We start from the raw sequence: 26,724 nt of genomic DNA on the forward strand, positions 1-26,724 counted from the left end.
GCCGCCCTCAGCCGCGCGCGCCGAAGACGCTCCGCGACGGCTCCGGCGACGGCACGGCGGTCGCGTCCGTGACGACCGGCGCCCCGGCGACGAAGTCGCGCAGCTCGCGCCCGTGCACGACCTTCGCCGGCAGCGGGTCCGACGAGTAGAGGCGCGGCATGCGGTCGGTCGGCAGGGGCGAGGGCGAGCCGACCAGCACCACGTTGCCGAAGCGGCGGCCCTTGAGCGTCGCGGGGTCGGCGACCGCCGCGACGTGCTCGAAGACGCTCGACAGGGTCGACGCCTGGCCCCGGGCGAAGGCGAGGCCGGCCCCGTCGGCAGAGTTCACGACGAGCATGCCGGTCGGCGACAGGAACTCCGCCGCCGCCGAGTAGAACTCGAGCGACGTCACGTGCGCCGGGATCCGCGACCCGCCGAACACGTCGACGACGAGCAGGTCGACCGTGCCGCGCAGCCCTGCCGGCAGCTTGAGCATCACCTCGCGGGCGTCACCGTACCGCACCCGGATCGACGCCCCGCGCGGGAACGGCAGCGTCTCGCGCACCAGGGCCACGAGGTCGGCCTCGAGCTCGACGACCTGCTGGCGCGACCCCGGCCGCGTCGCCTCGACGTAGCGGGGGAGGGTCAGCGCCCCGGCCCCCAGGTGCAACGCGGTGACGGGCCCCTCGGGCAGCAGGTCGATCGCGTGCCCGATGCGGCGGACGTACTCGAAGGCGAGGTGCGTCGGGTCGTCGAGGTCGACGTGCGACTGCGGGGTGCCGTCGACGATCAACGTGTAGGCGCCCGGGCGGTGCCGGTCGGCCTCGACGCGGGCGAGCCCGGCGCCGATCGAGATCTCGACGGGCGGGTCGTCGTGCGGGGCAGCCATGCCGCCCAGCCTCCCACGGCTGCGCCGCCAGGCCCCGGCGGAGACGTGCACGAGGAGGCGCGCGGCGGGAATGACGCACCGCTCGCCGCGCTTATACCGAAGGTCGCGTGAAAGGTCAACGACAGGGCTTGCCAGGCGTGTCTGGCCGACATAGTATTGACCTTTGCGCTCCCCGTGCGTCCCGTCGTCATATCTCGGTCGACGACGCACCTCCGGGCGGCTCCCGAATATCGCGGCGGGAGCGCACCCGGCACCGGTCCTCGGCCAGGCTGGCGAACCTCGTGTTCCCGAGCCTCGAGCCCAGGGCCGACCGCCTGCGGGAGGGCCGTCCACACCCACTCATACTGTCCGACAGTGATGACCCGACGGGGTCCACGGAGGTTACTTCCTTGGCTGCTGCGAACACCGCATCCACCAACTCGCCCAAGAACGGCCGTGGCGCATCGCGCCTCTCGTTCGCCAAGATCACCGACACGCTGACGGTCCCCGACCTGCTGGCGCTGCAGACCGAGAGCTTCGACTGGCTCGTCGGCAACGACATCTGGAAGACGCGCCTCGCCGAGGCGACCGAGCAGGGTCGCACCGACCTCGCCCTCCACTCCGGCCTGGAGGAGATCTTCGAGGAGATCTCCCCGATCGAAGACCTCGGCGAGACGATGCAGCTGTCGTTCACGGCTCCCGAGCTCGAAGACCCCAAGTATTCGATCGACGAGTGCAAGGAGCGCGGCAAGACCTACGCCGCCCCCCTCTACGTGAACGCCGAGTTCATGAACCACCTCACGGGCGAGATCAAGACGCAGACCGTGTTCATGGGCGACTTCCCCCTCATGACCGAGCGCGGCACGTTCATCATCAACGGCACCGAGCGCGTCGTCGTGTCGCAGCTGGTCCGCAGCCCCGGCGTGTACTTCGAGCGTGCCTCCGACAAGACCTCCGACAAGGACATCTACTCGGCCCGCGTCATCCCGAGCCGCGGTGCCTGGCTCGAGTTCGAGATCGACAAGCGCGACCAGGTCGGCGTCCGCATCGACCGCAAGCGCAAGCAGAGCGTCACCGTCTTCCTCAAGGCCCTCGGCCTGACCAGCGAGGAGATCACGGAGAAGTTCCAGGGCTTCGCGTCCATCGAGGCCACCCTCGAGAAGGACGCCATCCTCACGAAGGAAGAGGCCCTCAAGGACATCTACCGCAAGCTCCGTCCCGGCGAGCAGGTCGCCGCCGAGGCCGCGCGTGCGCTCCTCGACAACTTCTACTTCAACCCGAAGCGCTACGACCTGGCGAAGGTGGGTCGCTACAAGATCAACCGCAAGCTCGGCATCGAGGCCCCCCTCGGCGACTCGGTCCTGACCGTCGACGACATCGTCGCGACGATCAAGTACCTCGTCTCGCTCCACGCCGAGCAGAAGACGATCGACGGCACCCGCGACGGCCAGGCCGTCGAGCTGCGCCTCGACGTCGACGACATCGACCACTTCGGCAACCGTCGCATCCGCGCGGTCGGCGAGCTGATCCAGAACCAGGTCCGCACCGGCCTGTCGCGCATGGAGCGCGTCGTCCGCGAGCGCATGACCACGCAAGACATCGAGGCGATCACGCCGCAGACCCTGATCAACGTGCGCCCCGTCGTCGCCGCGATCAAGGAGTTCTTCGGCACGTCGCAGCTGTCGCAGTTCATGGACCAGAACAACCCGCTGTCGGGCCTGACGCACAAGCGTCGCCTCAGCGCGCTCGGCCCCGGCGGCCTGTCGCGCGAGCGCGCCGGCGTCGAGGTCCGCGACGTCCACCCGTCGCACTACGGCCGCATGTGCCCGATCGAGACGCCGGAAGGCCCGAACATCGGCCTGATCGGCTCGCTCGCGTCGTTCGCCCGCATCAACTCGTTCGGCTTCATCGAGACGCCGTACCGTCGCGTGGTCGAGGGCAACGTCACCACGACGATCGACTACCTCACCGCCTCCGAGGAGGACGACTACGTCGTCGCCCAGGCCAACGCCCCGCTGAACGACGCCTTCGACTTCGTCGACGACAAGGTGCTGGTCCGCAAGAAGGGCGGCGAGGTCGAGCTCGTCGCCAAGGCCGAGGTCGACTACATGGACGTCTCGCCGCGCCAGATGGTGTCGGTCGCGACCTCGCTCATCCCGTTCCTCGAGCACGACGACGCGAACCGCGCCCTCATGGGCGCGAACATGCAGCGCCAGGCCGTGCCGCTCGTCCGCAGCGAGAGCCCCCTCGTCGGCACCGGCATGGAGGGCTACACCGCGATCGACGCCGGCGACGTCGTCACCGCCGACGCCGCGGGCGTGGTCACCGAGGTCTCGGCCGACGTGGTCACCGTGCAGCTCGACGAGGGCGGCACGCAGGAGTACTACCTGCGCAAGTTCGACCGCTCGAACCAGGGCGCCAGCTACAACCACCGCGTGATCGTCGACGCCGGCCAGCGCGTCGAGGTCGGCGAGGTCATCGCCGACGGCCCCGCGACGGAGAACGGCGAGCTCGCGCTCGGCAAGAACCTCCTCGTCGCGTTCATGCCGTGGGAGGGCTACAACTACGAGGACGCGATGATCCTGTCGCAGAACCTCATCAAGGACGACACGCTCTCCTCGATCCACATCGAGGAGTACGAGGTCGACGCCCGCGACACGAAGCTCGGCAAGGAGGAGATCACGCGTGACCTCCCCAACGTCAGCCCCGACCTGCTGGCCGACCTCGACGAGCGCGGCATCATCCGCATCGGCGCCGAGGTCCGCCCCGGCGACATCCTCGTCGGCAAGGTCACGCCCAAGGGCGAGACCGAGCTGTCGGCCGAGGAGCGCCTGCTGCGCGCGATCTTCAACGAGAAGAGCCGCGAGGTCCGCGACACGTCCCTGAAGGTGCCCCACGGCGAGCAGGGCACGGTCATCGGCGTCAAGGTGTTCGACTCGCAGGACGGCGACGACGAGCTCGGCTCGGGCGTCAACCAGCGCGTCGTCGTGTTCATCGCCCAGAAGCGCAAGATCACGGCGGGCGACAAGCTCGCCGGCCGCCACGGCAACAAGGGCGTCATCTCGACGATCCTGCCCGTGGAGGACATGCCCTTCCTCGCCGACGGCACCCCCGTCGACATCATCCTCAACCCGCTCGGCGTGCCCGGCCGCATGAACTTCGGCCAGGTTCTCGAGATCCACCTCGGGTGGATCGCCGCGCAGGGCTGGAACGTCGAGGGCGTCCAGGAGTGGGCGAAGAACCTCCCGCCGGAGGCGCTCAGCGCGGCTCCCGGCACGAAGGTCGCCACCCCGGTGTTCGACGGCGCCGCCGAGCGCGAGATCGAGGGCCTCCTCGACTCGACGCTCCCGACGCGCGACGGCGACCGCCTCATCGGGTCGTCCGGCAAGACGATGCTGTTCGACGGTCGTTCGGGAGAGCCCTTCCCGAACCCGATCTCGGTCGGCTACATGTACATCCTGAAGCTGCACCACCTCGTCGACGACAAGATCCACGCTCGCTCGACGGGCCCCTACTCGATGATCACGCAGCAGCCGCTGGGTGGTAAGGCGCAGTTCGGTGGACAGCGCTTCGGAGAGATGGAGGTGTGGGCCCTCGAGGCCTACGGTGCCGCGTACGCGCTGCAGGAGCTCCTGACGATCAAGTCCGACGACATCCTCGGCCGCGTCAAGGTCTACGAGGCGATCGTCAAGGGCGAGAACATCCAGGAGCCCGGCATCCCCGAGAGCTTCAAGGTCCTCATCAAGGAGATGCAGTCGCTGTGCCTGAACGTCGAGGTCCTCTCGGCCGACGGCCAGACGGTCAGCCTGCGCGACACGGACGACGAGGTCTTCCGTGCCGCCGAAGAGCTCGGCATCAACATCTCCTCCCGCTTCGAGTCGTCGAACGTCGACGAGATCTAAGCCCCCCTCCCACAACGACACGTCGATACATCTGACAAGGGACTGAATTTTGATCGAAGCAACAACTTTCGATGAGCTGCGGATCGGCCTCGCCACGGCCGAGAACATCCGTGCCTGGTCGCACGGTGAGGTCAAGAAGCCGGAGACCATCAACTACCGCACGCTGAAGCCCGAGAAGGACGGCCTCTTCGGAGAGCAGATCTTCGGGCCGTCGCGTGACTGGGAGTGCGCGTGCGGCAAGTACAAGCGCGTCCGCTTCAAGGGCATCGTCTGCGAGCGCTGCGGCGTCGAGGTCACGAAGTCGTCCGTGCGTCGTGAGCGCATGGGCCACATCGAGCTCGCCGCCCCCGTCACGCACATCTGGTACTTCAAGGGCGTCCCGTCGCGCCTCGGCTACCTGCTCGACATGGCGCCGAAGGACCTCGAGAAGGTCATCTACTTCGCCGCCTACATGGTGATCTCGATCGACGACGAGGGCCGTCACGCCGACATGCCCGGTCTCGAGAACGAGCTCCGCCTCGAGATCAAGCAGCTCGAGTCGCAGCGCGACACGCGCATCGCCGACCGCCTCAAGAAGCTCGAGGACGACCTCGCCGTGCTCGAGGAGGAGGGCGCCAAGAGCGACCAGAAGCGTCGTGCCAAGGACGTCGCCGAGAAGGAGATGGGCCAGACCCGCAAGTCCTTCGACGAGGACATCAACCGCCTCGAGCGCGTGTGGGAGGACTTCCGCACGCTGAAGGTCGGCGACCTCAAGCCCGAGGACGCCGTCTTCCACGAGCTCCAGGACCGCTTCGGCATGTACTTCGAGGCCCACATGGGCGCCGAGGCCATCAAGAAGCGCCTCGAGGCGTTCGACCTCGCGACCGAGGCCGAGAACCTGCACCTGCAGATCTCGGAGGGCAAGGGCCAGAAGAAGATCCGCGCGATCAAGCGCCTCCGCGTCGTCAGCTCCTTCCTCGCCACGGGCAACTCGCCCGCCGCGATGGTGCTCGACGTCGTGCCGGTGATCCCGCCGGAGCTGCGCCCGATGGTGCAGCTCGACGGTGGCCGCTTCGCGACCAGCGACCTGAACGACCTGTACCGCCGCGTCATCAACCGCAACAACCGCCTCCGTCGACTGCTCGACCTCGGTGCCCCCGAGATCATCGTCAACAACGAGAAGCGGATGCTGCAGGAGGCCGTCGACGCACTGTTCGACAACGGCCGTCGCGGTCGTCCCGTCACGGGCACCGGCAACCGCGCCCTGAAGTCCCTGAGCGACATGCTCAAGGGAAAGCAGGGTCGCTTCCGCCAGAACCTGCTCGGCAAGCGCGTCGACTACTCGGGTCGTTCGGTCATCATCGTCGGCCCGACGCTCAAGCTGCACCAGTGCGGCCTCCCGAAGCAGATGGCCCTCGAGCTGTTCAAGCCGTTCGTCATCAAGCGCCTGATCGACCTGAGCCACGCTCAGAACATCAAGTCGGCCAAGCGCATGGTGGAGCGTTCGCGCCCGCAGGTCTGGGACGTCCTCGAGGAGATCATCCGTGAGCGCCCGGTCCTCCTGAACCGCGCACCCACGCTGCACCGCCTGGGCATCCAGGCCTTCGAGCCCCAGCTCGTCGAGGGCAAGGCCATCCAGCTGCACCCGCTCGTCTGCGCGGCGTTCAACGCCGACTTCGACGGCGACCAGATGGCCGTCCACCTGCCGCTGTCCGTCGAGGCCCAGGCCGAGGCGCGCATCCTGATGCTCGCGTCGAACAACATCCTGAAGCCGTCCGACGGCCGTCCGGTGACCCTGCCCGCGCAGGACATGATCATCGGCCTGCACTACCTGACGACGGTCACCGAGGGCGCCAACGGCGAAGGCCGTGCCTTCTCCTCCGTGTCCGAGGCGATCCTCGCCAAGGACCAGGGAACGCTCGACCTCAACGCGATGGTCAAGATCCGCATGAACGGCGTGCACTTCGCCGAGGGCGAGGCTCCCGAGGGCTACGAGGTCGGACAGGACATCCTGCTCGACACGACCCTCGGTCGTGCGCTCTTCAACGAGAACCTGCCGGCGGACTACCCGTTCGTCCAGCAGGTGACCGACAAGGGCATGCTCTCGACGATCGTCAACGACCTCGCCGAGCGCTACCCGAAGGTCGCCGTCGCCGCGGCCCTCGACAACATCAAGGACGCCGGCTTCTACTGGGCCTCGCGGTCCGGTGTCACCGTCGCGCTCTCCGACGTCCTCACGCCTCCGCGCAAGCCGGAGATCGTGGCGGGCTACGAGAAGCAGGCCGCGGCCGTGCAGTCCGAGTTCGACAAGGGCCTCATCAGCGACGCCGAGCGTCGTGCGGACCTGATCAAGATCTGGACGGAGGCCACGAACGAGGTCGCCGCCGAGATGCGGGCGAACTTCCCGGTCGACAACACGATCAACCGCATGGTCACCTCGGGTGCTCGTGGAAACTGGCTGCAGGTGCGCAACATCGCCGGCATGCGAGGCCTCGTGAACAACCCGAAGGGCGACATCATCCCCCGCCCGATCATCTCGTCGTACCGCGAGGGCCTCTCGGTGGCCGAGTACTTCATCGCGACGCACGGTGCCCGCAAGGGCCTGGCCGACACGGCCCTCCGTACGGCCGACTCGGGGTACCTGACCCGTCGACTCGTCGACGTGTCGCAGGACGTCATCATCCGTGAGGACGACTGCGGCACCTCGCGTGGCCTCGAGCTTCCGATCGCCGCACCCGACGCCGACGGCGTCATGGTGCGCGACGCGACGGTCGAGAACACGGTCTACGCCCGGTCGCTCGCGGCCGAGGCCGTCGACCCGAAGGGCACGGTCGTGGCCGAGGCCGGTGCGGACGTCGGAGACGTCCTCATCGACCAGCTGGTCGCCGCCGGCGTCGAGTCGATCAAGGTCCGCTCGGTCCTCACCTGCGAGGCCGCGGTCGGCGTCTGCGCCCAGTGCTACGGCCGCTCGCTGGCCACCGGCAACCTGGTCGACATCGGCGAGGCCGTCGGCATCATCGCGGCCCAGTCGATCGGCGAGCCCGGCACGCAGCTGACGATGCGCACCTTCCACACCGGCGGTTCGGCCTCGGCCGACGACATCACGCAGGGCCTGCCCCGCGTGACGGAGCTGTTCGAGGCGCGTACCCCCAAGGGTGCGTCCCCGATCGCCGACGGTGCCGGTCGCATCACGATCGAAGACACCGACAAGGCGCGTCGCGTCATCCTCAACCTCGACAACGGCGACGAGCCGGTGATCTACCCGGTGCTCAAGCGTTCGACCCTCCTCGTCGAGGACGGTCAGCACGTCGAGCTCGGCGCCCAGATCATCGCCGGTGCGGTCGACCCGAAGGAGGTCCTGCGAGTCAAGGGCGTCCGTGCGGTGCAGCAGCACCTCGTCGGGGGCGTCCAGGACGTCTACCGTTCGCAGGGCGTGCCGATCCACGACAAGCACATCGAGGTCATCGTCCGTCAGATGCTCCGCAAGGTCACCGTCGTCGACCACGGCGACACCGACCTGCTCCCCGGCGAGCTCGTCGACCGGTCGAAGTACAACGAGATCAACCGTGGCGCACTGACCGAGGGCAAGCGCACCGCGTCGGCCCGCCAGGAGGTCATGGGCATCACCAAGGCCTCGCTGGCGACCGAGTCGTGGCTGTCGGCCGCGTCCTTCCAGGAGACGACCCGCGTGCTCACGCAGGCCGCCATGGAGGGCAAGAGCGACCCGCTGGTCGGCCTGAAGGAGAACGTGATCATCGGCAAGCTGATCCCCGCCGGAACGGGTCTGTCGCGCTACCGCGACGTCTCGGTCGAGGCGACGGAGGAGGCCAAGGCCGAGCGGTACCCCAACCGCGTGTTCACGGACGACGCGTCGTTCAACGAGGCTGACCTCAGCTTCGTCGACTTCGACTCGTTCTCGTCGGACGACTTCACCCCCGGCACCTACAACTGATCGGCCTCGGGAGGCGCGGCGAGGGTCTGACCTGACCCGCGCCTCCCCGGTCCGCCAGGCCACCGACGGGCCCCGCTCCTCGCTCACGCGAGGGACGGGGCCCGTCGTCGTGCGCCCCCGGTACGCTCGGTCGGTGCAGTTCGAGCAGGCCCTCACCCCGACCGTCACCCTGAGGGAGGCGCGGCTCGAGGACGCCGCGTCGCTCGCCGCCGCCTACCGCCGCAACCGCTCGCACCTCGAGCCGTGGGACCCGGCCCGCCCGCCGTCGTTCTACGAGGTCGCCGGCCAGCGGCAGATGCTCGCGACGCGGATCGCGGCGGCGGAGACGGGGGAGGGGCAGCCCTTCCACCTCGTCGAGGAGGGAGAGGTCGTCGGCGGCATCTCGCTCAACCAGCTCGTCCGCGGGCCGATGCAGAAGGCGTCGGTCGGCTACTGGGTCGACCGCGAGCGCACCGGGCGGGGCCTGGCCACGGCGGCGCTGACGGCGGTCGTCGAGGTGGCGGCCACGCGCCTCCGGCTGCACCGGCTCGAGGCGAGCGCCCTGCCGCACAACGCGGCGTCGCGGCGGGTGCTGCTCGCGGCCGGCTTCAGCGAGCTCGGCTCGGCGCCGAGCTACCTGCGCATCGCGGGGACGTGGCAGGACCACGTGCTGTACCACCGCGTGCTCGACTGACGCGTGCGGCGGGCGTCAGCGGCGGGCGGCCGCCCCCCGCGTGCGCAGGCGCCCGACCAGGCGCCCGAGCCAGGGACCGGGCGTGGCGGCGGCGGCCGGCGTCGCCGGGCGGACGACCGAGAGCAGGCCGGCGACGCTCAGCGCGTTGACGACCCTCCGGGCCTCGCCGCACGGCACGGCAGCCGCGGTCGACAGCTCCCTGACCGTGTGGGGCGCGACGGCGAGCAGGCCGATCATCTCGGCCTGGGCCGGCTCGTGGGGGAGCGTCGTGAGGTCCGGCTCGACCGCGAGGCGGTGCCGGTCGTCGGGCTGCAGCCACCAGGCGAGCTCGCCGGGGAACGAGCCGAGCCCGACCAGCCACAGCAGGGGGGCGAGCGGTCGGCCGGGGCCGCGCCGCGCCTCCTCGTCGCCGTCGCGGGGGGAGAGCACGACGTCGACGTGACCAGGGGCGGCCGGGAAGGTCGTGAGGTCGGCGTCCCACCACCAGAGGCCGGCGGCGACGTCGACGACGAGCGGGGCGTGGCCGTCGACGCGGGCGGTGAGGAGCGTGGGCTCGGCCGAGCGGCGGGCCCGGGCGACGGCGACGGCGACCTCGGTCCACCCGAAGGAGAGGACGACGATGCCCGTCGTGTCGGGCGCCGTAGGGAAGGCTGCGCTGCCGGTCATCGGGCAGGCTCGAGCGTGGGGTTGCTGTCCATGGCGGTGCTCCTCGCCGGGCGTCCTGCCCGGGATGTCTGCACGGACGCCCGTCGCGCCCGCGTCGTTGCGACCCCCAGCAGACCAGGGCCGGAGGCGCGGTGCCAGCCCCCGTCCGGGGTGCTCGCTGCACGTCGTGCACGTCGCCGCGCCGGGCTGTGCCGAGAACGGGGGGCACCCGCTCTGGGACGTGTCCCCGCGCCTCCCCGGTCCTAGCGTTGACCCAGCTCGGACCCCGTCTCGAGCAGGAAAGCCGCGATCCCGACCACCCGCGGCGCTGTACCGAGGAGGTACGACCCCGTGGCTTCCATGACCGAGATCCTGATCCTGCACGGCCTCCTCCCCATGGAGTACCTCGACAAGGTGAGCCGTCGCTCGAGCGACGAGGAGGCCTCGATCCGCGAGCTGCTGTCGCAGGGGGTCGTGACCGACTCGCAGGTCGCCCGGGCCCGTGCCCAGTCGGCCGGCATGGACTTCGTCGAGCTCATCGACTACCCCGTCGACCGCGCCGCGGTCACGATGGTGCCCGCGGCCGTCTGCCGCCGCCACGGCGTGCTGCCGATCGGCGTGCGCGACGGCGGGCTGCTGCTCGCCATGAGCGACCCGGGCGACGTGTTCGCGATCGACGACGTGCGGGCCGGTCTCCGCATGGGCGTCGACCCCGTCGTCGCCGAGAAGGGCGACCTGCTCGCCGCGATCGACCGCTACCTGCGCGCCGACGACGAGCTGAACGACCTCACGTCGACCCTCGAGGAGAAGGCGGCCGAGGTCACGGCCGACATCACCGACGGCCCCGACGACGACGTGCCCATCGTGCGGTTCGTGAACCTGCTGGTCAGCCAGGCGATCACCGACCACGCGAGCGACATCCACATCGAGCCGTCCGAGACCGACGTCCGCATCCGGTACCGGATCGACGGGGTGCTGCACGAGATGCAGCCGGCGCCGAAGGCGATCCAGAACGGCGTCATCTCGCGCCTCAAGATCATGAGCGAGATCGACATCGCCGAGCGTCGCAAGCCGCAGGACGGCCGCATGTCGGTGCGCCACGGCGGCCGCCAGATCGACCTCCGCGTCGCGACGCTGCCGACCGTGTGGGGCGAGAAGGTCGTCATGCGGATCCTCGACAACTCGAACACGTCGATGAGCCTCCGCGACCTCAACCTGCTCGAGCGCAACTTCGACGTCTACGCCGAGTCGTACTCGAAGCCCTACGGCATGATCCTCGTCACCGGCCCCACCGGCTCGGGCAAGTCGACGACGCTCTACACGACGCTCAACGCGGTGGCGCGGCCCGAGATCAACGTCATCACCGTCGAGGACCCGGTCGAGTACCGCATGCGCGGCATCAACCAGGTGCAGGTCAACCCGAAGGCCGGCCTCACCTTCGCGAGCGCGCTCCGCAGCATCCTGCGGTCCGACCCCGACGTCGTGCTGCTCGGCGAGATCCGCGACCACGAGACGGCGCAGATCGCCATCGAGGCGTCGCTCACCGGCCACCTCGTGCTGAGCACGCTGCACACGAACGACGCCCCGAGCGCGGTCACCCGGCTCACCGAGATGGGCATCGAGCCCTTCCTCGTCGGCAGCGCCATCGACTGCGTCGTGGCCCAGCGCCTCGCGCGGCGCCTCTGCGACCGCTGCAAGCAGCCGACGGCGTACTCGCCGCTGCAGCTCGCGCACCTCAAGTTCGACGTGCGCTCCGACGAGCAGCCCACGGTGTTCCAGCCGGTCGGCTGCCAGCAGTGCTCGAACACGGGCTACCGCGGACGCATCGCGCTGCACGAGGTGATGAGCGTCAGCGAGGAGATCGAGCGCCTCGCCGTCAGCCGCGCGTCGAGCGCCGAGATCGGCCGCGTCGCGCGTGAGCAGGGCATGCTCACGCTCCGCCAGGACGGCTGGGAGAAGGCGAAGCTCGGCCTCACCAGCGTCGAAGAGATCCTGCGGGTCGTGGCGTGAGCCGCCCCCGCGCCACCGACCACCCCCGACCCGAGGAGACGGCCGCATGAGCGTCTACGAGATCCCCGACGAGCCGCACCCCGCCGACGGCTGGACCCCGGGCCTGCCCGGGCGCGAGCTCGGCACCGAGACCCCCGCCACCGAGTGGGAGCTGCCGACGCCGACGCCGGTCGTGCCCGCCTCGCCGCCCTCCGACCCGGCGAAGCCCGTCTACACGGTCGAGAGCGACCAGGAGGCGGTGCTCGGCTGGACCCCGACGCCCGCCCCCACGACGCGGCGCGCCGCCCGCCTCGCCAGCGCGCTCGGCGCCGGCCACGGCTCCGGCGCCGACCCCTTCGGCGCCCCGGGAGCACCCGTCGGCGCCGGCTCGCCCGCCGTCACGCCCGCCCCCGCGTCGCAGACCGCGCCGGTCACGCCGAGCTGGAGCGACCCCCGCTTCGACGAGTTCGACGAGCTGACGTCGGGGCCCGCCTCCGGCGGCGCCGGGTCGATCATGTCGTTCGCCTCGGCGGCACCGGTCAGCCCCGACCTGCCGCCCGTGGCGCCCGCCGCCGTCCCCGCCGCGGCGCCCGTCGCCCCGGCCACGCCGTCCTCGGGCTTCGCCGCCCCCTACATGCCCGACCGCGGCCGCTCGGCCGTCGCCTCGGCGCCCTCGCACGCCGCCCCGGTCGACGAGCCCGCCGCCGCGGCCGTCGCGCCGACCGCCGTCCTCCGCGCCACCGCGATCGACGGGGTCGAGCTGCACGAGCACGCCCGCACGGTCGCGCACCCCGGGCTGATCGCGGCCCTGGTCGAGGTGGTCAGGCAGGGTGCCTCCGACCTCCACGTGACGGTGGACGCGCCTCCCACGATCCGGGTCGACGGCGCGCTGCAGGCGGCGCTGACCGGCGCCGAGCCGTGGGACGCCCCCACGGTCGCGGCGGCCCTCGCGAGCCTGCTCACGCCCGAGCAGCAGCAGAAGTTCGACGAGGCGCTCGAGTTCGACTTCGCGTACTCGCTGTCGGACGACTCGCGCTTCCGCGTGAACTTCTACCAGCAGCGCGGCTCGCTCGGGGCGGCGTTCCGCCTGATCCCGACCGAGATCAAGCCGCTGAACGAGCTCGGCGTGCCCGAGTCGGTGTCGACCTTCGCGAAGCTGCCCCGCGGGCTCGTGCTCGTCACGGGCCCCACGGGCTCGGGCAAGTCGACGACCCTGGCGGCGCTGATCGACCTCGTCAACCGCACGCGGGCCGACCACATCGTGACGGTCGAGGACCCGATCGAGTTCATGCACCAGCACAAGAAGTCGCTCGTGAACCAGCGCGAGGTCGGCCACGACACGCACAGCTTCGCGGCGGCCCTCAAGCACGTGCTGCGGCAGGACCCCGACGTGATCCTCATCGGCGAGCTCCGCGACCTCGAGACCATCTCGGTGGCGCTGACGGCCGCCGAGACCGGCCACCTCGTGTTCGCGACGCTGCACACGCAGAGCGCCGCGCAGACGATCGACCGCGTGATCGACGTGTTCCCGCCGCACCAGCAGGACCAGGTGCGCACCCAGCTGGCCTCGACGCTGCAGGGCGTCGTCTGCCAGACGCTGCTGCCGAAGGCGAGCGGCCGCGGCCGGGTCGTCGCGACGGAGATCATGATGATGACGCCGGCCATCGGCAACCTCGTGCGCGAGGGCAAGACCTACCAGATCGCCTCGTCGATGCAGGCGGGCCGCGATCTCGGCATGCACACCATGGACCAGAAGCTCGCCGACCTCGTCAACACGGGCGTCGTCACGCACAAGGCCGCGATGGAGAAGGTCCACGACCGCGAGGGCTTCGACCGCCTCGTCACGCGCGTCATCAACAAGAGCGAGTCGCAGGGCCTCGACAGCGGCATCGACTTCGGCGACGCCTACTCGGGGAGCAACGCCTGATGTCGGGTGCAGTCGCCTACGCCTACAAGGGGCGCGACACGGCCGGCAAGGTCGTCAAGGGCAAGGTCGACGCCTCGAGCGAGGGCGCGGTCATCACGCGCCTCCGCACGATGGGCGTGCAGCCGATCTCGATCACCGCGGCGACCTCGGGCACCGGCCTGCAGCGCGAGGTGTCGATCCCCGGCCTCGGCGACAAGGCCGTGAAGATGAAGGACATCGCCGTCATGGCCCGCCAGATGGCGACCATGATCGGCTCGGGCCTGTCGCTGCTGCGCACGCTGACGATCCTCGCCGACCAGATCGAGAGCAAGCGGCTCGCGAAGATCATGGGCGAGGTGCGCGACGACGTCGAGACCGGCGTCTCGTTCTCCGACGCCGTCGGCAAGCACGACAAGGACTTCCCGCCGCTCATGATCAACATGATCAAGGCGGGCGAGACCGGCGGGTTCCTCGACAAGGCGCTCGAGTCGACGGCCGACAACTTCGAGAAGGAGGTCGCCCTCCGCGGCACCATCAAGTCGGCGATGACCTACCCGGTCGTCGTGCTCGTCATGTCGCTCGTCGCCGTCGTCGTCATGCTGCTGTTCATCGTGCCGATCTTCCAGGACATGTTCACGAACCTCGGCGGGCAGCTGCCGCTGCCGACGATGATGCTCGTCTACGCGTCGCGCGCGATGCCCTACGTGGTGCCGGCGGCGCTCGTCGTGGGCGTCGTGTTCACGATCTGGTGGCGCACGAACAAGAACAGCGTCAAGGTGCGCTCGCGCCTCGACCCGATCAAGCTCAAGCTGCCGGTGTTCGGCGAGCTGCTGCGCAAGATCGCCATCGCGCGCTTCGCCCGCAACTTCTCGAACATGATCGGCGCCGGCGTGCCGATCCTCACCGCGCTGCGCATCGTCGGCGAGGTCTCGGGCAACTACGTCCTCGAGGAGGCGCTGGTCGAGGTCGCCGAGTCGGTACGGCAGGGCGAGTCCATCGCCGCGCCCCTGACGGCCTCGGGCGTCTTCCCGTCGATGGTCACGCAGATGATCGCCGTCGGCGAGGACTCCGGCTCGCTGCAGACGATGCTCGAGAAGGTCGCCGACTTCTACGACCAGGAGGTCAAGTCGACCACCGAGTCGCTCACCGCCCTGATCGAGCCGCTCCTGATCGCCTTCCTCGGCGTCGTGGTCGGCGGCATGATCGTGGCGCTGTACCTGCCGATCTTCCAGATCACCTCGCTCATCAAGTAGTCCCCGGGGAGGCGCACCGCGCCTCCCCGCGTCCCTCCCGCCACGGCGTCGACCCCACGGTCGGCGCCGTTGGCGTCTGCGCAGCACCTGTCGCTCATATCGCCTGGTGCGCCCACCCCCGAGTGGGGGTGGAAGTCGAGCGTGACCAGGCGTTCTTCACCAATTCGGGGGTGACCCGGACTGGGGCCGTGTCGCCGTCGAAAACCCCCTGTCCAGGGGATTCTGGGGGACTTGGCAGCCTGGAAGAGTCTTCCTCGGCGGGAACGACGTGACCGCCTCCGATCACATCTCCCCCCTCTCGATCCGAACGGACACCTCATGTACTTCGCACTCATGGGCAAGCTCAGCGCCCGCCGCCAGAACCTGACCGAGGACAAGGACAAGGGCTTCACGCTCATCGAGCTCCTCGTCGTCGTCATCATCATCGGCATCCTCGCCGCGATCGCCATCCCCGTGTACCTCGGCGTGCAGAACAACGCCAAGGACTCGGGCGTCAAGAGCGACGTCAGCAACGCCAAGACCGCCGTCATCTCGGTCGCGAGCGCCGGGGCGATGCCCGCGACCGCCACGCTGGACTCGGCCGCGTACCTCACCGCCGGATCCAGCAAGGGCAAGGACACGACGGCCCTGACCTACTCGGTCGACAGCACCACCAAGCCCACCAAGTTCTGCATCCAGGGCACGAGCTCGACCGGCAACACCTTCGGCGCGACGGACACGTCCGGTGTCGCCGAGGGCACCTGCGCCTCGGGTGTGTTCACTCCCAAGGCTGCTGCGTAGCCACTGCTGTGACCTCCGCGACGGAGGAGCCGTCCCGGTTCCTCCGTCGCGGTCTTCCGACCTCCGGCCGCTCCGGCCCGTCCGCCCCTGCCCCGACCGGGAGGTGACCACCATGATCAAGCGCCTCAGCGCCCGACTCCGCCCGGCCGACCCGGCCGAGCGCGACGCCGGACTGTCGATCATCGAGGTGGTCGTGGCCCTCCTCGTCTTCGCCATCATCACCACCGGCTCGATCGTCGCCGTCGGCACCGTCCTCTCGATGACCGCCGACAACCGGAGCCGCGAGATCGCCGCGAACCTCGCGTCGCAGGCCGTCGACACGGCTCGATCGGTCACCGACATCGCCGACATCGCCTCCTCGACGACCCCGGTCAGCCTCAACGGCGTCGACTTCACCGTGAAGCAGTCCGCGAGCTGGATCACGACGACCGGACTCGACTCCGCGTGCACGCCGGCCAACGCCTCCAGCAACGGATCGCTGTTGTACAAGCGCCTCAACGTCACCGTGTCCTGGTCGGGCATGCGTCCCTCGACCCAGGCCGTCCGCAGCGACACCGTCATCGCTCCCGGCTCCAAGATCAACGATCCCGAGCGCGGCACGATCCTCGTCACCGTCAACGGTGCCGACGGGGCCGGCGTCGCAGGAGTGACCGTCACCATCGAGCCGGACAGCGGCACGAGCACGCCCGGCAAGACCCTCGACGCGTCATCCGTGCCCGGTCTCACCAACGCCGACGGCTGCGCCGTCGCCACGAAGGTCGTCCCGGGCAGCTACAAGATCACCTTGTCGCGGGCAGACGGCCAGGAGTACCGCGACCCCTACCAGTCGGCGACTCCCGTCAAGACGGGCATCACGGTCGTCAAGGGAGACACCACGGGGCAGGTCTTCAGCTTCGCCCCCGCGGACGACTACTCCATGAACTACGTCAGCGGCTACAGCGGCACCGCCCTGAAGCCGGCGTCGCTCGAGACGACCATCAAGGGGTCCAACGGCACCTACGTGGCGACGTCGCCCGACGACCACCAGTACCTGTACCCGCTGTCCTCCGGCTACCAGTTCATCGCCGGCAAGTACGTGCCCGCGGGCGGGTCGACCGCGAGCTGCCTGTCTCCCGACCCGAGCGCGTGGCCGAAGTCCGCCGACGGCAAGACCGGGAAGGCTCAGCCCTACGTCCTGACCGACAGCCCGGTCGACGTGCCGATGGGCGTCGTGACGGTCAAGCTCGCCTCCGGCCAGCGCTTCATCAAGGCCACCACGACCACGGCGGCGAACGGCGACCCGGGCTGCGCCGCCACGATGACCTACACCTTCACGCTGTCGTCGGCGGCGAGCCAGGCGACCATCGCCCTGCCCTACGGCACCTGGCGGCTGCAGGCGGCGTCGAACTCGACGTCGACCCTGTCGAACATCACGCTCGGCTCGATCGTCGGTTCCATCCTCGGCACCCTCTTCCCCGGCACGGGCTCCAACGCCAACGTCGTCACCCTCGACCCGAGGACCGCCCCGTGATCGGCCGCACACGCCGTGCCGCCGCGTTCGAGCAGCGCCCCGACGCCGGTCTCAGCCTCGCTGAGCTGCTCGTGGCGATCATGGTCTTCGGGTTGATCATGACGATCGTCTCGACCACGTTCATCTCGCTGACCAAGGCCACCTCGCAGTCGCGTGCCATCGACGGGAACACGCGTGTCGCGTCGAACGGGCTCAACGCCTTGTCCCTCGCCCTGCGCGGGGCCCGGACGATCCCGGTCGAGACGGTCGGCGCGGCAGACATCCCCGCCTTCTCGTCCGCGACGCGCGAGTCGGTGAAGTTCTACTCGGCCGCCAATCTAGTGAACACCACGACGACCGTGCCTCGCCAGATCGAGTTCGTCCTCGGGCCCGACCGCAGCCTCGTCGAACGGTCCCTGGCCGCCACCGTCAACGCGAAGGGCTTCTACGCGTTCTCCGGCACGGCGTCGTCCCGCACCGTCACGACCACCATGGCGACGGCGCCGTCGACGGGGCCGTGGCTCTTCACCTACCTCGACGCCGCCGGTGCTCCCTTGTCCTTCGACGCCGCCGGTGCCCTCGCCGCTGACGACCTGGGATCCATCGCCGCAGTTCAGGTGACCGTCCGCATCGACGCCACGTCGACGATGACCGCGCAAGGCGTGACGCTGCAGAACACCGTCGGCCTGCCCAATCTCACCTTCGGAGGCTCCAAGTGATCCGCCTCAGACGACGCCTGGGCCTCGACGCCCTGCGTGACGACTCGGGCATGGCGATGGCCATGGCCCTCATCTTCGGCATGGTGCTCGTCGTCATGGCCGCGACGGCGCTGACGGTGGCCACGAGCGGCCTCAAGAAGGCCGACACCGACCAGGACTGGAACGGCGCCCTCTCCGCGGCCTACGCCGGCATCGAGGAGTACCAGTCCCGCCTCGCGAACGACAACAGCTACTTCAAGTACGGCAACGACGACGCCCCGTTCACCAAGGCCACGGCCTCCAAGGCCGCGGGATCGACCATCGACACCGCCAGCCTCATCCTGCCGACGGGCGACCAGGCGAACAAGGCCTTCGGCATCGGGGCGACGGGCACCTGGGCCACGGTGCCCGGCAGCGCCGGCACGTCGCAGTACCGCTACGAAGTCGATCGTTCGCTCTACGCGTCGAAGGGCACGCTGACGATCCGGGCGACCGGCAAGGTCGGCTCGTCGACGCGGTCGGTCGTGGCCGACCTCCGCCAGAAGGGGTTCATCGACTACCTCTACTTCACCGACTTCGAGTTCAAGGACCCGATGCTCTCGGGCAGGAGCGTCACGAACTGCAACGCGGTCAGCTCGAAGCACGCGTGGGAGGGCCGGGTCACCGGCGACAACTGCGGTGAGATCGCCTTCGGCAGCGGCGACAAGATCTACGGCCCGGCCCACTCGAACGACACCCTCCGCGTCTGTGACGCCACCTTCTTCGAGGCCGTGACGACCGCCAAGCCCGACAAGACGCCCCTGACGTACACGCGCCAGAGCTCGACCGGCGCCGGGTGCACGGGTCAGGACTTCAAGAAGGGCGACCCGGTCGGCGTCGGCACCATCGGCATGCCCGATACCAACGAGGACCAGCGCCGGGAGACCCGCAACGACCTCACGAGCAGCGACGTCCCGCTGCCGGGGTGCCTCTACACCGGCCCCACCGACATCGTCTTCACCGACGACGGCAAGATGACCGTCAAGTCGCCGTACACGAAGGCGACCCGCACGAAGGGCGACGCGAAGACCGCGACGGAGGGCAGCGCGCTCGCCGACTGCGGCATCCCCGGCCAGGCGGCCGGGCAGCTCGGCTCGGCCGGCGGCGCGACGATCCCGGTGCCCGCCAACAACCTCATCTACGTGCAGAACATCCCCCTGCCGTCGCTGCTGGGCAAGTCGAACGTCAACGCCACGGCGGCGATCGGCGACATGACCGACACGTCGTGCGGCAACAACCACGTCGGCTACCCCGTCTCGGGCGAGGTCGCACCCGCCGGCGGCTCGAGCGCCTCGCGGTACGACGCCGGCGCGACCGGCGACGGGACGTGCGCCTACAGCGCCCGCGCGGGCGACGCCTTCGTGAAGGGCACCTTCCGCGGTCAGCTCACGATCGCGACGGAGAACTACCTCTACGTGACCGGCGACCTCAAGTACTCGACGACCGACGCGACGACCAACATCCTCGGTCTGGCGCCGACCAGCACCCTCTGGGTCTGGAACCCCATGTCGTCGTCGAACAAACCCCTGCTGACCGCCCAGAACCGCGAGATCAACGGCTCGGTCCTGTCCCTGCGCCACTCGTTCACGATCCAGAACGTCGGCAAGGGCGGCGAGCGCGGCACCCTCACCGTCAAGGGCTCCATCGCCCAGGCCTACCGCGGCATCGTCCACAGCGGCGACAACGGGTACATCAAGAACTACACGTACGACACGCGCCTGCGGTACATGGCCCCGCCGAAGTTCCTCAGCCCCGTCACGACGAGCTACGGCGTCACGACGCTGAGCGAGGTCAAGGCCGGCTACAAGCCCGACGGGAGCACGGCACCATGACCGCCGCCCCCTGGATCCTCGCCGTGCTCGTCTCGGGCGGCATGGGCCTCCTCATCGGGTCCTTCCTCAACGTCGTCGTCTACCGGGTGCCCGCGGGCATGTCGATCGCGACGCCCGCGAGCGCTTGCCCGACCTGCCACACGCCCATCCGGGCCGGTGACAACGTGCCGGTGCTCAGCTGGCTCCTGCTGCGCGGCAGGTGCCGCAGCTGCGCGACCCCGATCTCGGCGCGCTACCCGATCGTCGAGCTGGCCACCGGCCTGTTCTTCGTGATCGTCGCGGCACGGCTCTGGCCGCTGGCCGACGTCCCCACCGAGGCCCGCCCGCTGGTGGGGCGCCTCCTGGCCCTCGTGGCGTTCCTCTACCTCGCGGCGGTCAGCGTGGCTCTCGGCGTCATCGACGTCGAGCACCACCGCCTGCCCGACGCGATCGTGCTGCCGGCCTACGCCGTCGGTCTCGTGCTGCTCGGGGCGTCGTCCGCGCTCACCGGCGACTGGGCGGCCCTCCTCCGCGGCGGCGTGGGCCTCGTGGGGCTGCTGGCCTTCTACGGCGTCGCCTGGTTCGCCTACCCCACGGGCATGGGCCTCGGCGACGTCAAGCTCGCCGGCGTCCTCGGCCTCTTCCTGGCCTGGCTGGGCTGGGGCGAGTTCGCCGTCGGGGCCTTCTCCGCCTTCCTCGTGGGCGGCCTGTTCTCGGTCGCCCTCCTCGTCACCCGCCGGGCGACGCGCAAGAGCGGCATCCCCTTCGGCCCCTGGATGCTCGTCGGAGCCTGGGTCGGCATCTTCATCGGTGGCGCGGTCTTCTCCGCCTACCTCTCCGTCTTCGGCCTGGCATGACCCGGTCGAGCAGCAGAAAAGAGTGTGACTGATGGCCAAGAACATCGTGGGCGTCGACATCGGCAGCAAGTCGGTGCGTGCCGTCGAGGTCGCCGACGTCGACAAGGCGCGACCGACGATCGTCAAGTTCTACGAGGTCGTGCTGCCCGAGGGCTCCGCGAGCCGCGGCGAGGTGCTCGAGCCGCAGACGGTCGCGAGCTCGCTCAAGCAGCTCTGGTCGACCGGCGGCTTCAAGAGCAAGCAGGTCGTGCTCGGCATGGGCAACCAGCGGGTGCTCGCCCGTGACCTCACCGTCGCCAAGATGTCGCGCGAGCGCATCAAGGAGGCGCTGCCCTTCCAGGTGCAGGACATGCTCCCCGTGCCCGTGGCCGACGCCCTGCTCGACTTCTACCCGTACAGCGAGGGCGTGGGCGACAACGGCCCCGTCGTCAACGGCCTGCTGATCGCGGCCGTCAAGGACGCGGTGCTCGGCAACGTGCGAGCGACGCAGCTCGCCGGCCTCAACCCCATGGGCGTCGACCTCATCCCGTTCTCCAACGTGCGCCTGCTGGTCAACCGCCCCCGCATCGCCGGCACCGTCGCCGTCGTCGAGATCGGCCACAGCACCACCTCCGTCGTCATGGTGACGAACGGCGTCCCGCAGTTCGTCCGCATCATCCCCTCCGGCGGTGACGACATCACGCAGGCCGTCGCGGCGAAGCTGCAGGTCAGCGCGGCCCAGGCCGACGTGCTCAAGTACGGCCGCGGTCTCTCGACGCACACGACGACGCCCGACGAGCAGGCCGCCTCGGCCGCCATCTTCGAGTCGACCAACGACCTGCTGGGCAGCCTCCGCAACACGATCCAGTACTTCGTCAACACGCGTCCGACCGAGACGGTCTCGGGCATCGTGCTCTCCGGCGGCGGGGCCAACCTGCCCGGCCTGCCCGACGCCCTCTCCGAGGTCACGCGCCTCCCCGTCGCCCCCGGTGATCCCTTCGCCACGGTCGACATCTCCAAGTCCCTCGACGAGGCGGCCCTCCGCAGCCGCACCTCCGACCTCACCGTGGCCCTCGGCCTCGCCCTCGGGAGCGCAGCATGAGAACCTCCAGCAAAGACTCCGGCATCACGATCGGCGGCGCACCCCGCGTCGACCTGCTGCCCCCCGAGGTCCGGGCGGGACGTCGCGCCGACGCCACGACCCGCCGCACCTGGCTCGGCGTCGTCGTGCTCGTCGCGGCCACTGTCGTCGCGAGCGGTGCGGCGACGCTCCACGCGGTCGGTGCCGAGGGCGACCTGGCGACCGCGCAGAGCGACACCTCCAGCCTGCTGGCCCAGCAGACGCAGTTCAGCGAGCTGCGGGCCACCCAGGCGCAGGTCGAGCTCGTGGAGGCCGGACAGAAGGTCGGCGGGTCCACCGACATCGACTGGTCCGCCTACCTCGCCGACGTGCAGTCGACGCTCCCGGTCGGAGTCACGATCGAGAGCGTCTCACTGGATCAGGCGTCGCCGCTCACCGCGTACGAGCAGCCGTCGACGCCTCTCCTCGGTGCTCGCGTGGCTACTTTGACCTTCACGGCGTCGAGCCCCTCGCTGCCCTCCTTCCCGGTGTGGCTCGACGGTCTCGCCACGCTCCCGGGCTTCGCCGACGCGCTCCCGGGGTCGGTCACCCTGGTCGACGGTGTCTACGACGCCTCCGTGACCATGCACATCAACGCCGAGGCCTTCTCGGGCCGGTACGACGAGAAGGGCCAGTGACATGGACCGCAACCGCATCAAGATGTTCGCCGCGATGGCGACAGCCGTCGCCGTGCTCGCCCTCGGGTTCTTCGTGGGCATCCAGCCGCAGCTGTCGGCCGCGTCGGCTTCGAGGGAGCAGCAGGCGACGGTCGAGGCCCAGAACGCGACCATCGCCGCGACGATCGAGCAGCTGAAAGCCGACAACGAGGGCATGGCCGACCTGAAGGCCACCTTGGGCGGCCTCGAGCTGAAGGTCCCGTCCACCGCCTCGATGCCGTCGTTCCTGAACCAGCTCGACAGCATGGCGGCCACGTCCGGAACGGTCGTGACGAACTTCACGGCGGCCGACGCCCAGGCCTACGACCCGGCTGTGGTGGCCGAGCCCACGGAGACCGAGACGCAGGACGCGGCCGGTGACACCACCGGAGGTGCGGCCGCCACCGACGCTCCCGTGCCGGCGGACGCGAGCGCTTCGCCCGAAGCGCCAGCGCTGGTCACCGACCCTTCCATCACCGCCGCGAACTTCTCGACCATCGCCATCTCCGTCACGGTCAAGGGCAGCTATGCCGCAGCCCTGGACTTCGTGTCCCGGATCCAGTCGGGCGACCGGCTCTTCGGTCTCACGTCGTTCGCCAGCGACGGTTCCTCCGAGGGCGGGGCCGAGGCGAGTGCCTCCGACTCCTGGACCATCTCCGGCAACGTCTACGTCCTCCAGGACGCCGCCACCGCCCAGTCCGACCCCAGCGCCACCACGCCCACCACGCAGGCGCAGGGCACCGACGACAGCACCGCCGCCGGTCAGTAGGCCCCCCGGGCGGGTGACGTGCGACTCACCCGCCCCGCCGCACGATCACCCGCCCCGAGATTAGGGAGCGGCGCGCACGGGGCCGTATCGTCGGGAGCCGAGTCGACCGTCCACCCCGAGCGGCCGACTCGCGATCGATCGTCGCGGCCCCGAACGCCCGGCGACGACACGGGTCCACCCAGCCCGTCGTCGACGGGCGCACCCACGCCCGCGACCGCGAACCCGAACACGCACGAAAGTCGCACACCCGAATGTCGATCACGTCGCCCGCCCGCGCCTCCGCGAGCCCTGCAGACCCCTCCGCCCCGACCCCCACGAGGAAGCGCGCCCGAGCGGCCGCCCCCCGCCTCGCCGCGTTCGCGATCCCGACGCTGATGGCCGCCGCGGCCGTCCTCGTCCCCACCGGCGCCCAGGCCGCCGCCCCCGTGGCCCCGACGTACACGTGCCAGACGACCGAGGGCTCCCTCGGCTCGGCCCCCGGCCAGTTCGACTACCCCAAGGGCATCGCCTACGACGCCCCCCGCGACGTGCTGTGGGTGCTCGACTCGAACACCGGCCGCCTGCAGTCGCGCGACATGGCGACCGGCGCCTACACCGAGGCGACGCCTCCCGAGGGCGGCTGGCCCACCATCGCCCAGGCCCTCGGCGTGGCCGTCGACCCGCTGACCGACGACGTGATCGTCGCCGACTCCGAGCGCGACGCGGTCATCCGCTACGTCCCCGAGACCGGCCAGTGGAGCGACCTCACGAACGGCTACGCCGGCTTCGACCACGTCCCCTCGGTCGCGGTCGCGGCCGACGGCACGATCTACGCGGCGACCGGCTACACGGGCGACGTCGTCTCGCTGGCGCCCGGCGCCTCCTCGTGGACCGTCGTCTACGACGGCCCCGGCACCGACGTCGGCGCCGAGATGGGCACGGTCGGCGTCGCCGTCTCGGCCGACGGCTCCGTCTACGTGCTCGACCGCCCCGCGGCCGAGGTCCACGTCATCAGCACCGACGGCACGGTCTCCGACCTCGAGCTGCCCTACCCGATCCGCGACGCCTCCGGCATCACGGTCGACCTGGTCGGCCGCGTCTACGTCGTCGACGAGAAGCTGCAGCAGCCCTCCGACCCCGAGCTGACCGGCGACTCGGTCAACGTCTACACGCCCGGCGTCGGCTGGTCGTCGTTCGGCCCGCGCGGCACCGCCGACTGCACCTTCGTCGGCGCCTGGGGCGTCACGACCTTCGGCGACACCGTCGCGGTGACGGACGCCAGCGGCCACCGCATCGAGCTCTGGACCGTCACCCCCGCCGCGGTCGTGCCCGTGCCGACCGACCCGACGCCGGTGCCCACCGAGCCGACGACCCCGGCGCCGACCGACCCGGTCACGACGGCGCCCGCGCCCGTCGAGCCCGCCCCGGCCGAGACGACCCCCGCCGCCGCGCCCGCCGCGGTCGACGCCACCCCGGTCGCCGCGGCCCCGCGTGACGGCGCCCTCGCCTTCACCGGCACCGACTCGGCGCCGATCGCCGGGGGAGCCGCGGCCCTCGTAGGCCTCGGCCTCGTGCTGACCGCCGTCGCGGCCGTCCGTCGTCGTCGCACCCGCGGCCAGCAGTAGCACCGCCCCGCACCGCCCGACAGCCCGGGCCCGCCACCTCGGCGGGCCCGGGCTGTCCCGCGTCCGGCCCCGGTCGGCGTAGCCTCGACGGATGACCCGGGCCGTGTTCGCGCTGATGGGCACCGTGCTGTACGCGGCGCTCGTCATCACGAGCGCGGGCTTCGAGAGCCTCCTGCTCGACCGCGACGTCATCGCCGAGCGCGACGCCGGCACGCTGCTCGGCCCGTCGATGGTCGCCGCGGCCGTCCTCGTCGTCCTCCTGTCCCTCCTGCGCTCGGCCGCGCTGGCCGACTCCGTCGAGGGCAGGGCGCCGGAGGTGCGGGGCACCTTCCCCGCCCAGCCCGCGTCCGAGGTCCGTGCGACCCCCTCGCGGCCCGGGCCCCGCGGCCCCGGCGGCGAGGCGCCCGCCTCCCGACCCGCGCCTCCCCGTCTGCCGACGACCGCGCTGCTCACCGCCCTGCTCGTGTGGGTCGTGATGGTCGTGACGGGCTCGGTCGGCTACGGCCTCGTCCGCGACGACCTGGTCGCCGTCGCCCTCTTCGCGGGCTCGCACGCCCTCTCGCCGTTCGTGCTCGGATCGGCGGCGTGGGCGGCCCTCGTCGTGGTCGGGACGGTGGCCCTGTCGCGTGTGCAGCCCGCGACCTGAGCGCCTCCGGGCACGGTCGGCGTCACCCGGGGACATTTGATTAAGCCCTGGCCCGAAGCTATGCTTGTGCGGGTGTGCGCTCAGCAGCGCGCCCGAAATACCCACTCGCACGACGGGGCCTGCCCCGTCACGAGTCGGGTCACCGTCCGTCGACGGGCCTCAGGCCGGTCGACACGGACGAGGAGGCCGACCGATCGGTCGGACAGAGCAGAGCCCTGCACGGTGCACAACGAGGCCGGCCGCAGAGCGCAACCAAGGAGAACCAGTGCCAACCATCCAGCAGCTGGTCCGCAAGGGACGCACGCCGAAGGTCGTCAAGACCAAGGCCCCCGCCCTGCGGTCCAACCCCCAGCAGCGTGGCGTGTGCACCCGCGTGTACACCACCACCCCCAAGAAGCCGAACTCCGCGCTCCGCAAGGTCGCCCGCGTGAAGCTCTCCAACGGCACCGAGGTCACCGCCTACATCCCCGGCGAGGGCCACAACCTGCAGGAGCACTCGATGGTGCTCGTGCGCGGCGGTCGTGTGAAGGACCTCCCCGGCGTGCGCTACAAGATCGTCCGCGGCGCCCTCGACACCCAGGCCGTGAAGAACCGCAAGCAGGCTCGCAGCCTCTACGGCGCGAAGAAGGACAAGAAGTAATGCCTCGCAAAGGACCCGCGCCCAAGCGCCCCGTCGTCGCCGACCCCGTCTACGGTGCGCCGATCGTCAGCCAGCTCGTCAACAAGATCCTCCTCGACGGCAAGAAGGGGCTCGCCGAGCGCATCGTCTACGGTGCCCTCGCCGGCGTCTCCGCCAAGAACGACCAGGACGCCGTCACGACCCTGAAGAAGGCCCTCGACAACGTGCGCCCGACCCTCGAGGTCCGGTCGCGCCGCGTCGGTGGCTCGACCTACCAGGTGCCCGTCGAGGTCAAGCCGCACCGCGCGAACACCCTCGCGCTGCGCTGGCTGACCTCGTACGCCAAGGCTCGTCGCGAGAAGACGATGACCGAGCGCCTCATGAACGAGATCCTCGACGCGAGCAACGGCCTCGGCGCCGCTGTCAAGCGCCGCGAGGACACGCACAAGATGGCTGAGGCCAACAAGGCCTTCGCGCACTACCGCTGGTAACCGCTGCGGAGGCGCGGCGT

20 protein-coding genes are annotated in these 26,724 nt (G+C 70.4%); 18 read left to right on the top strand and 2 right to left on the bottom strand.

Features of this window, described 5'->3' with window-relative positions; genetic code table 11:
* Positions 1–7: 7 nt before the first annotated feature.
* Positions 8–868 carry a spermidine synthase gene (locus EDF38_RS09095; RefSeq protein ID WP_123355152.1) on the bottom strand — a complete coding sequence of 287 codons (861 nt, stop codon included), beginning with the start codon at positions 866–868 and terminating at the stop codon, positions 8–10.
* A gap of 389 nt (positions 869–1,257) precedes the next feature.
* Between EDF38_RS09095 and rpoB the strand changes: the two genes are divergently transcribed.
* The 3 genes from rpoB to EDF38_RS09110 all read left to right on the top strand — a co-directional run bounded on the left by rpoB (position 1,258) and on the right by EDF38_RS09110 (position 9,353).
* A complete protein-coding gene (rpoB, locus tag EDF38_RS09100) occupies positions 1,258–4,749 on the top strand; it encodes a DNA-directed RNA polymerase subunit beta (protein WP_123355153.1) in 3,492 nt (1,163 codons plus the stop codon).
* 49 nt (positions 4,750–4,798) lie between these two features.
* A complete protein-coding gene (locus EDF38_RS09105; protein ID WP_123355154.1) occupies positions 4,799–8,680 on the top strand; it encodes a DNA-directed RNA polymerase subunit beta' in 3,882 nt (1,293 codons plus the stop codon).
* Positions 8,681–8,813: 133 nt separating this feature from the next.
* Positions 8,814–9,353, top strand: a complete 540-nt coding sequence (locus EDF38_RS09110; RefSeq protein ID WP_123355871.1) for a GNAT family N-acetyltransferase — start codon at positions 8,814–8,816, stop codon at positions 9,351–9,353.
* 15 nt (positions 9,354–9,368) lie between these two features.
* On the opposite strand, the gene EDF38_RS09115 is transcribed toward EDF38_RS09110, so the two are convergent.
* The gene (locus EDF38_RS09115; protein WP_123355155.1) at positions 9,369–10,019 is read right to left on the bottom strand and encodes a hypothetical protein; all 651 of its coding nucleotides are present in this window, start codon (positions 10,017–10,019) and stop codon (positions 9,369–9,371) included.
* Positions 10,020–10,349: 330 nt separating this feature from the next.
* Here EDF38_RS09115 and EDF38_RS09120 point away from each other — a divergent pair, with 330 nt between their 5' ends.
* From EDF38_RS09120 to rpsG, 15 genes are all read left to right on the top strand, one after another.
* Positions 10,350–12,008: a GspE/PulE family protein gene (locus EDF38_RS09120; protein WP_123355156.1), complete on the top strand. Its 1,659-nt coding sequence runs from the start codon at positions 10,350–10,352 to the stop codon at positions 12,006–12,008.
* A 46-nt stretch (positions 12,009–12,054) separates the two neighbouring features.
* Entirely contained in the window at positions 12,055–13,914 is a 1,860-nt protein-coding gene (locus EDF38_RS16350; protein WP_199734682.1) for a PilT/PilU family type 4a pilus ATPase, read from the top strand.
* Complete coding sequence (locus EDF38_RS09130) at positions 13,914–15,146, top strand: type II secretion system F family protein (RefSeq protein WP_158613345.1); 1,233 nt, start codon at positions 13,914–13,916, stop codon at positions 15,144–15,146. The genes EDF38_RS16350 and EDF38_RS09130 overlap by 1 nt, the downstream gene beginning before the upstream one ends.
* A 318-nt stretch (positions 15,147–15,464) precedes the next feature.
* On the top strand, positions 15,465–15,926 hold the full coding sequence (locus tag EDF38_RS16390) for a type II secretion system protein (protein ID WP_123355157.1): 462 nt from the start codon (positions 15,465–15,467) through the stop codon (positions 15,924–15,926).
* Between the two features lie 112 nt (positions 15,927–16,038).
* Positions 16,039–17,436: a hypothetical protein gene (locus tag EDF38_RS09140; RefSeq protein ID WP_148061476.1), complete on the top strand. Its 1,398-nt coding sequence runs from the start codon at positions 16,039–16,041 to the stop codon at positions 17,434–17,436.
* Positions 17,433–18,134 (top strand): type II secretion system protein J, encoded by a 702-nt coding sequence (locus EDF38_RS09145; RefSeq protein ID WP_123355159.1) that lies wholly within the window; start codon positions 17,433–17,435, stop codon positions 18,132–18,134. Before EDF38_RS09140 ends, EDF38_RS09145 begins: the two co-directional genes overlap by 4 nt.
* Positions 18,131–19,984 (top strand): hypothetical protein, encoded by a 1,854-nt coding sequence (locus EDF38_RS09150; RefSeq protein ID WP_233572374.1) that lies wholly within the window; start codon positions 18,131–18,133, stop codon positions 19,982–19,984. The genes EDF38_RS09145 and EDF38_RS09150 overlap by 4 nt, the downstream gene beginning before the upstream one ends.
* The gene (locus EDF38_RS09155; protein WP_123355160.1) at positions 19,981–20,820 is read left to right on the top strand and encodes an A24 family peptidase; all 840 of its coding nucleotides are present in this window, start codon (positions 19,981–19,983) and stop codon (positions 20,818–20,820) included. The genes EDF38_RS09150 and EDF38_RS09155 overlap by 4 nt, the downstream gene beginning before the upstream one ends.
* A 31-nt stretch (positions 20,821–20,851) precedes the next feature.
* Entirely contained in the window at positions 20,852–21,901 is a 1,050-nt protein-coding gene (gene pilM / locus EDF38_RS09160; protein WP_123355161.1) for a type IV pilus assembly protein PilM, read from the top strand.
* Positions 21,898–22,557: a hypothetical protein gene (locus tag EDF38_RS09165; protein ID WP_123355162.1), complete on the top strand. Its 660-nt coding sequence runs from the start codon at positions 21,898–21,900 to the stop codon at positions 22,555–22,557. The genes pilM and EDF38_RS09165 overlap by 4 nt, the downstream gene beginning before the upstream one ends.
* Before the next feature lies 1 nt (position 22,558).
* The gene (locus EDF38_RS15890; RefSeq protein WP_158613346.1) at positions 22,559–23,344 is read left to right on the top strand and encodes a hypothetical protein; all 786 of its coding nucleotides are present in this window, start codon (positions 22,559–22,561) and stop codon (positions 23,342–23,344) included.
* Positions 23,345–23,595: 251 nt separating this feature from the next.
* Entirely contained in the window at positions 23,596–24,948 is a 1,353-nt protein-coding gene (locus tag EDF38_RS16090) for a hypothetical protein (protein WP_199734683.1), read from the top strand.
* A 91-nt stretch (positions 24,949–25,039) separates the two neighbouring features.
* On the top strand, positions 25,040–25,594 hold the full coding sequence (locus EDF38_RS09180; RefSeq protein WP_123355163.1) for a DUF6121 family protein: 555 nt from the start codon (positions 25,040–25,042) through the stop codon (positions 25,592–25,594).
* Between the two features lie 265 nt (positions 25,595–25,859).
* Entirely contained in the window at positions 25,860–26,234 is a 375-nt protein-coding gene (gene rpsL / locus EDF38_RS09185) for a 30S ribosomal protein S12 (protein WP_043593380.1), read from the top strand.
* Positions 26,234–26,704 carry a 30S ribosomal protein S7 gene (gene rpsG, locus EDF38_RS09190; protein ID WP_123355164.1) on the top strand — a complete coding sequence of 157 codons (471 nt, stop codon included), beginning with the start codon at positions 26,234–26,236 and terminating at the stop codon, positions 26,702–26,704. Before rpsL ends, rpsG begins: the two co-directional genes overlap by 1 nt.
* The last annotated feature ends 20 nt before the right edge of the window (positions 26,705–26,724 follow it).

This window comes from Frigoribacterium sp. PhB160 (assembly GCF_003751785.1).
Taxonomy (GTDB): Bacteria; Actinomycetota; Actinomycetes; order Actinomycetales; family Microbacteriaceae; genus Frigoribacterium.

Coding starts and splice junctions, on each gene's coding strand:
- EDF38_RS09095 (WP_123355152.1), bottom strand. CDS start 868: ATGGCTGCCCCGCACGACGACCCGCCCGTCGAGATCTCGATCGGCGCC.
- EDF38_RS09115 (WP_123355155.1), bottom strand. CDS start 10,019: ATGACCGGCAGCGCAGCCTTCCCTACGGCGCCCGACACGACGGGCATC.
- EDF38_RS16350 (WP_199734682.1), top strand. CDS start 12,055: ATGAGCGTCTACGAGATCCCCGACGAGCCGCACCCCGCCGACGGCTGG.
- EDF38_RS09130 (WP_158613345.1), top strand. CDS start 13,914: ATGTCGGGTGCAGTCGCCTACGCCTACAAGGGGCGCGACACGGCCGGC.
- EDF38_RS16390 (WP_123355157.1), top strand. CDS start 15,465: ATGTACTTCGCACTCATGGGCAAGCTCAGCGCCCGCCGCCAGAACCTG.
- EDF38_RS09140 (WP_148061476.1), top strand. CDS start 16,039: ATGATCAAGCGCCTCAGCGCCCGACTCCGCCCGGCCGACCCGGCCGAG.
- EDF38_RS09155 (WP_123355160.1), top strand. CDS start 19,981: ATGACCGCCGCCCCCTGGATCCTCGCCGTGCTCGTCTCGGGCGGCATG.
- pilM (WP_123355161.1), top strand. CDS start 20,852: ATGGCCAAGAACATCGTGGGCGTCGACATCGGCAGCAAGTCGGTGCGT.
- EDF38_RS09165 (WP_123355162.1), top strand. CDS start 21,898: ATGAGAACCTCCAGCAAAGACTCCGGCATCACGATCGGCGGCGCACCC.
- EDF38_RS15890 (WP_158613346.1), top strand. CDS start 22,559: ATGGACCGCAACCGCATCAAGATGTTCGCCGCGATGGCGACAGCCGTC.
- EDF38_RS16090 (WP_199734683.1), top strand. CDS start 23,596: ATGTCGATCACGTCGCCCGCCCGCGCCTCCGCGAGCCCTGCAGACCCC.
- EDF38_RS09180 (WP_123355163.1), top strand. CDS start 25,040: ATGACCCGGGCCGTGTTCGCGCTGATGGGCACCGTGCTGTACGCGGCG.
- rpsG (WP_123355164.1), top strand. CDS start 26,234: ATGCCTCGCAAAGGACCCGCGCCCAAGCGCCCCGTCGTCGCCGACCCC.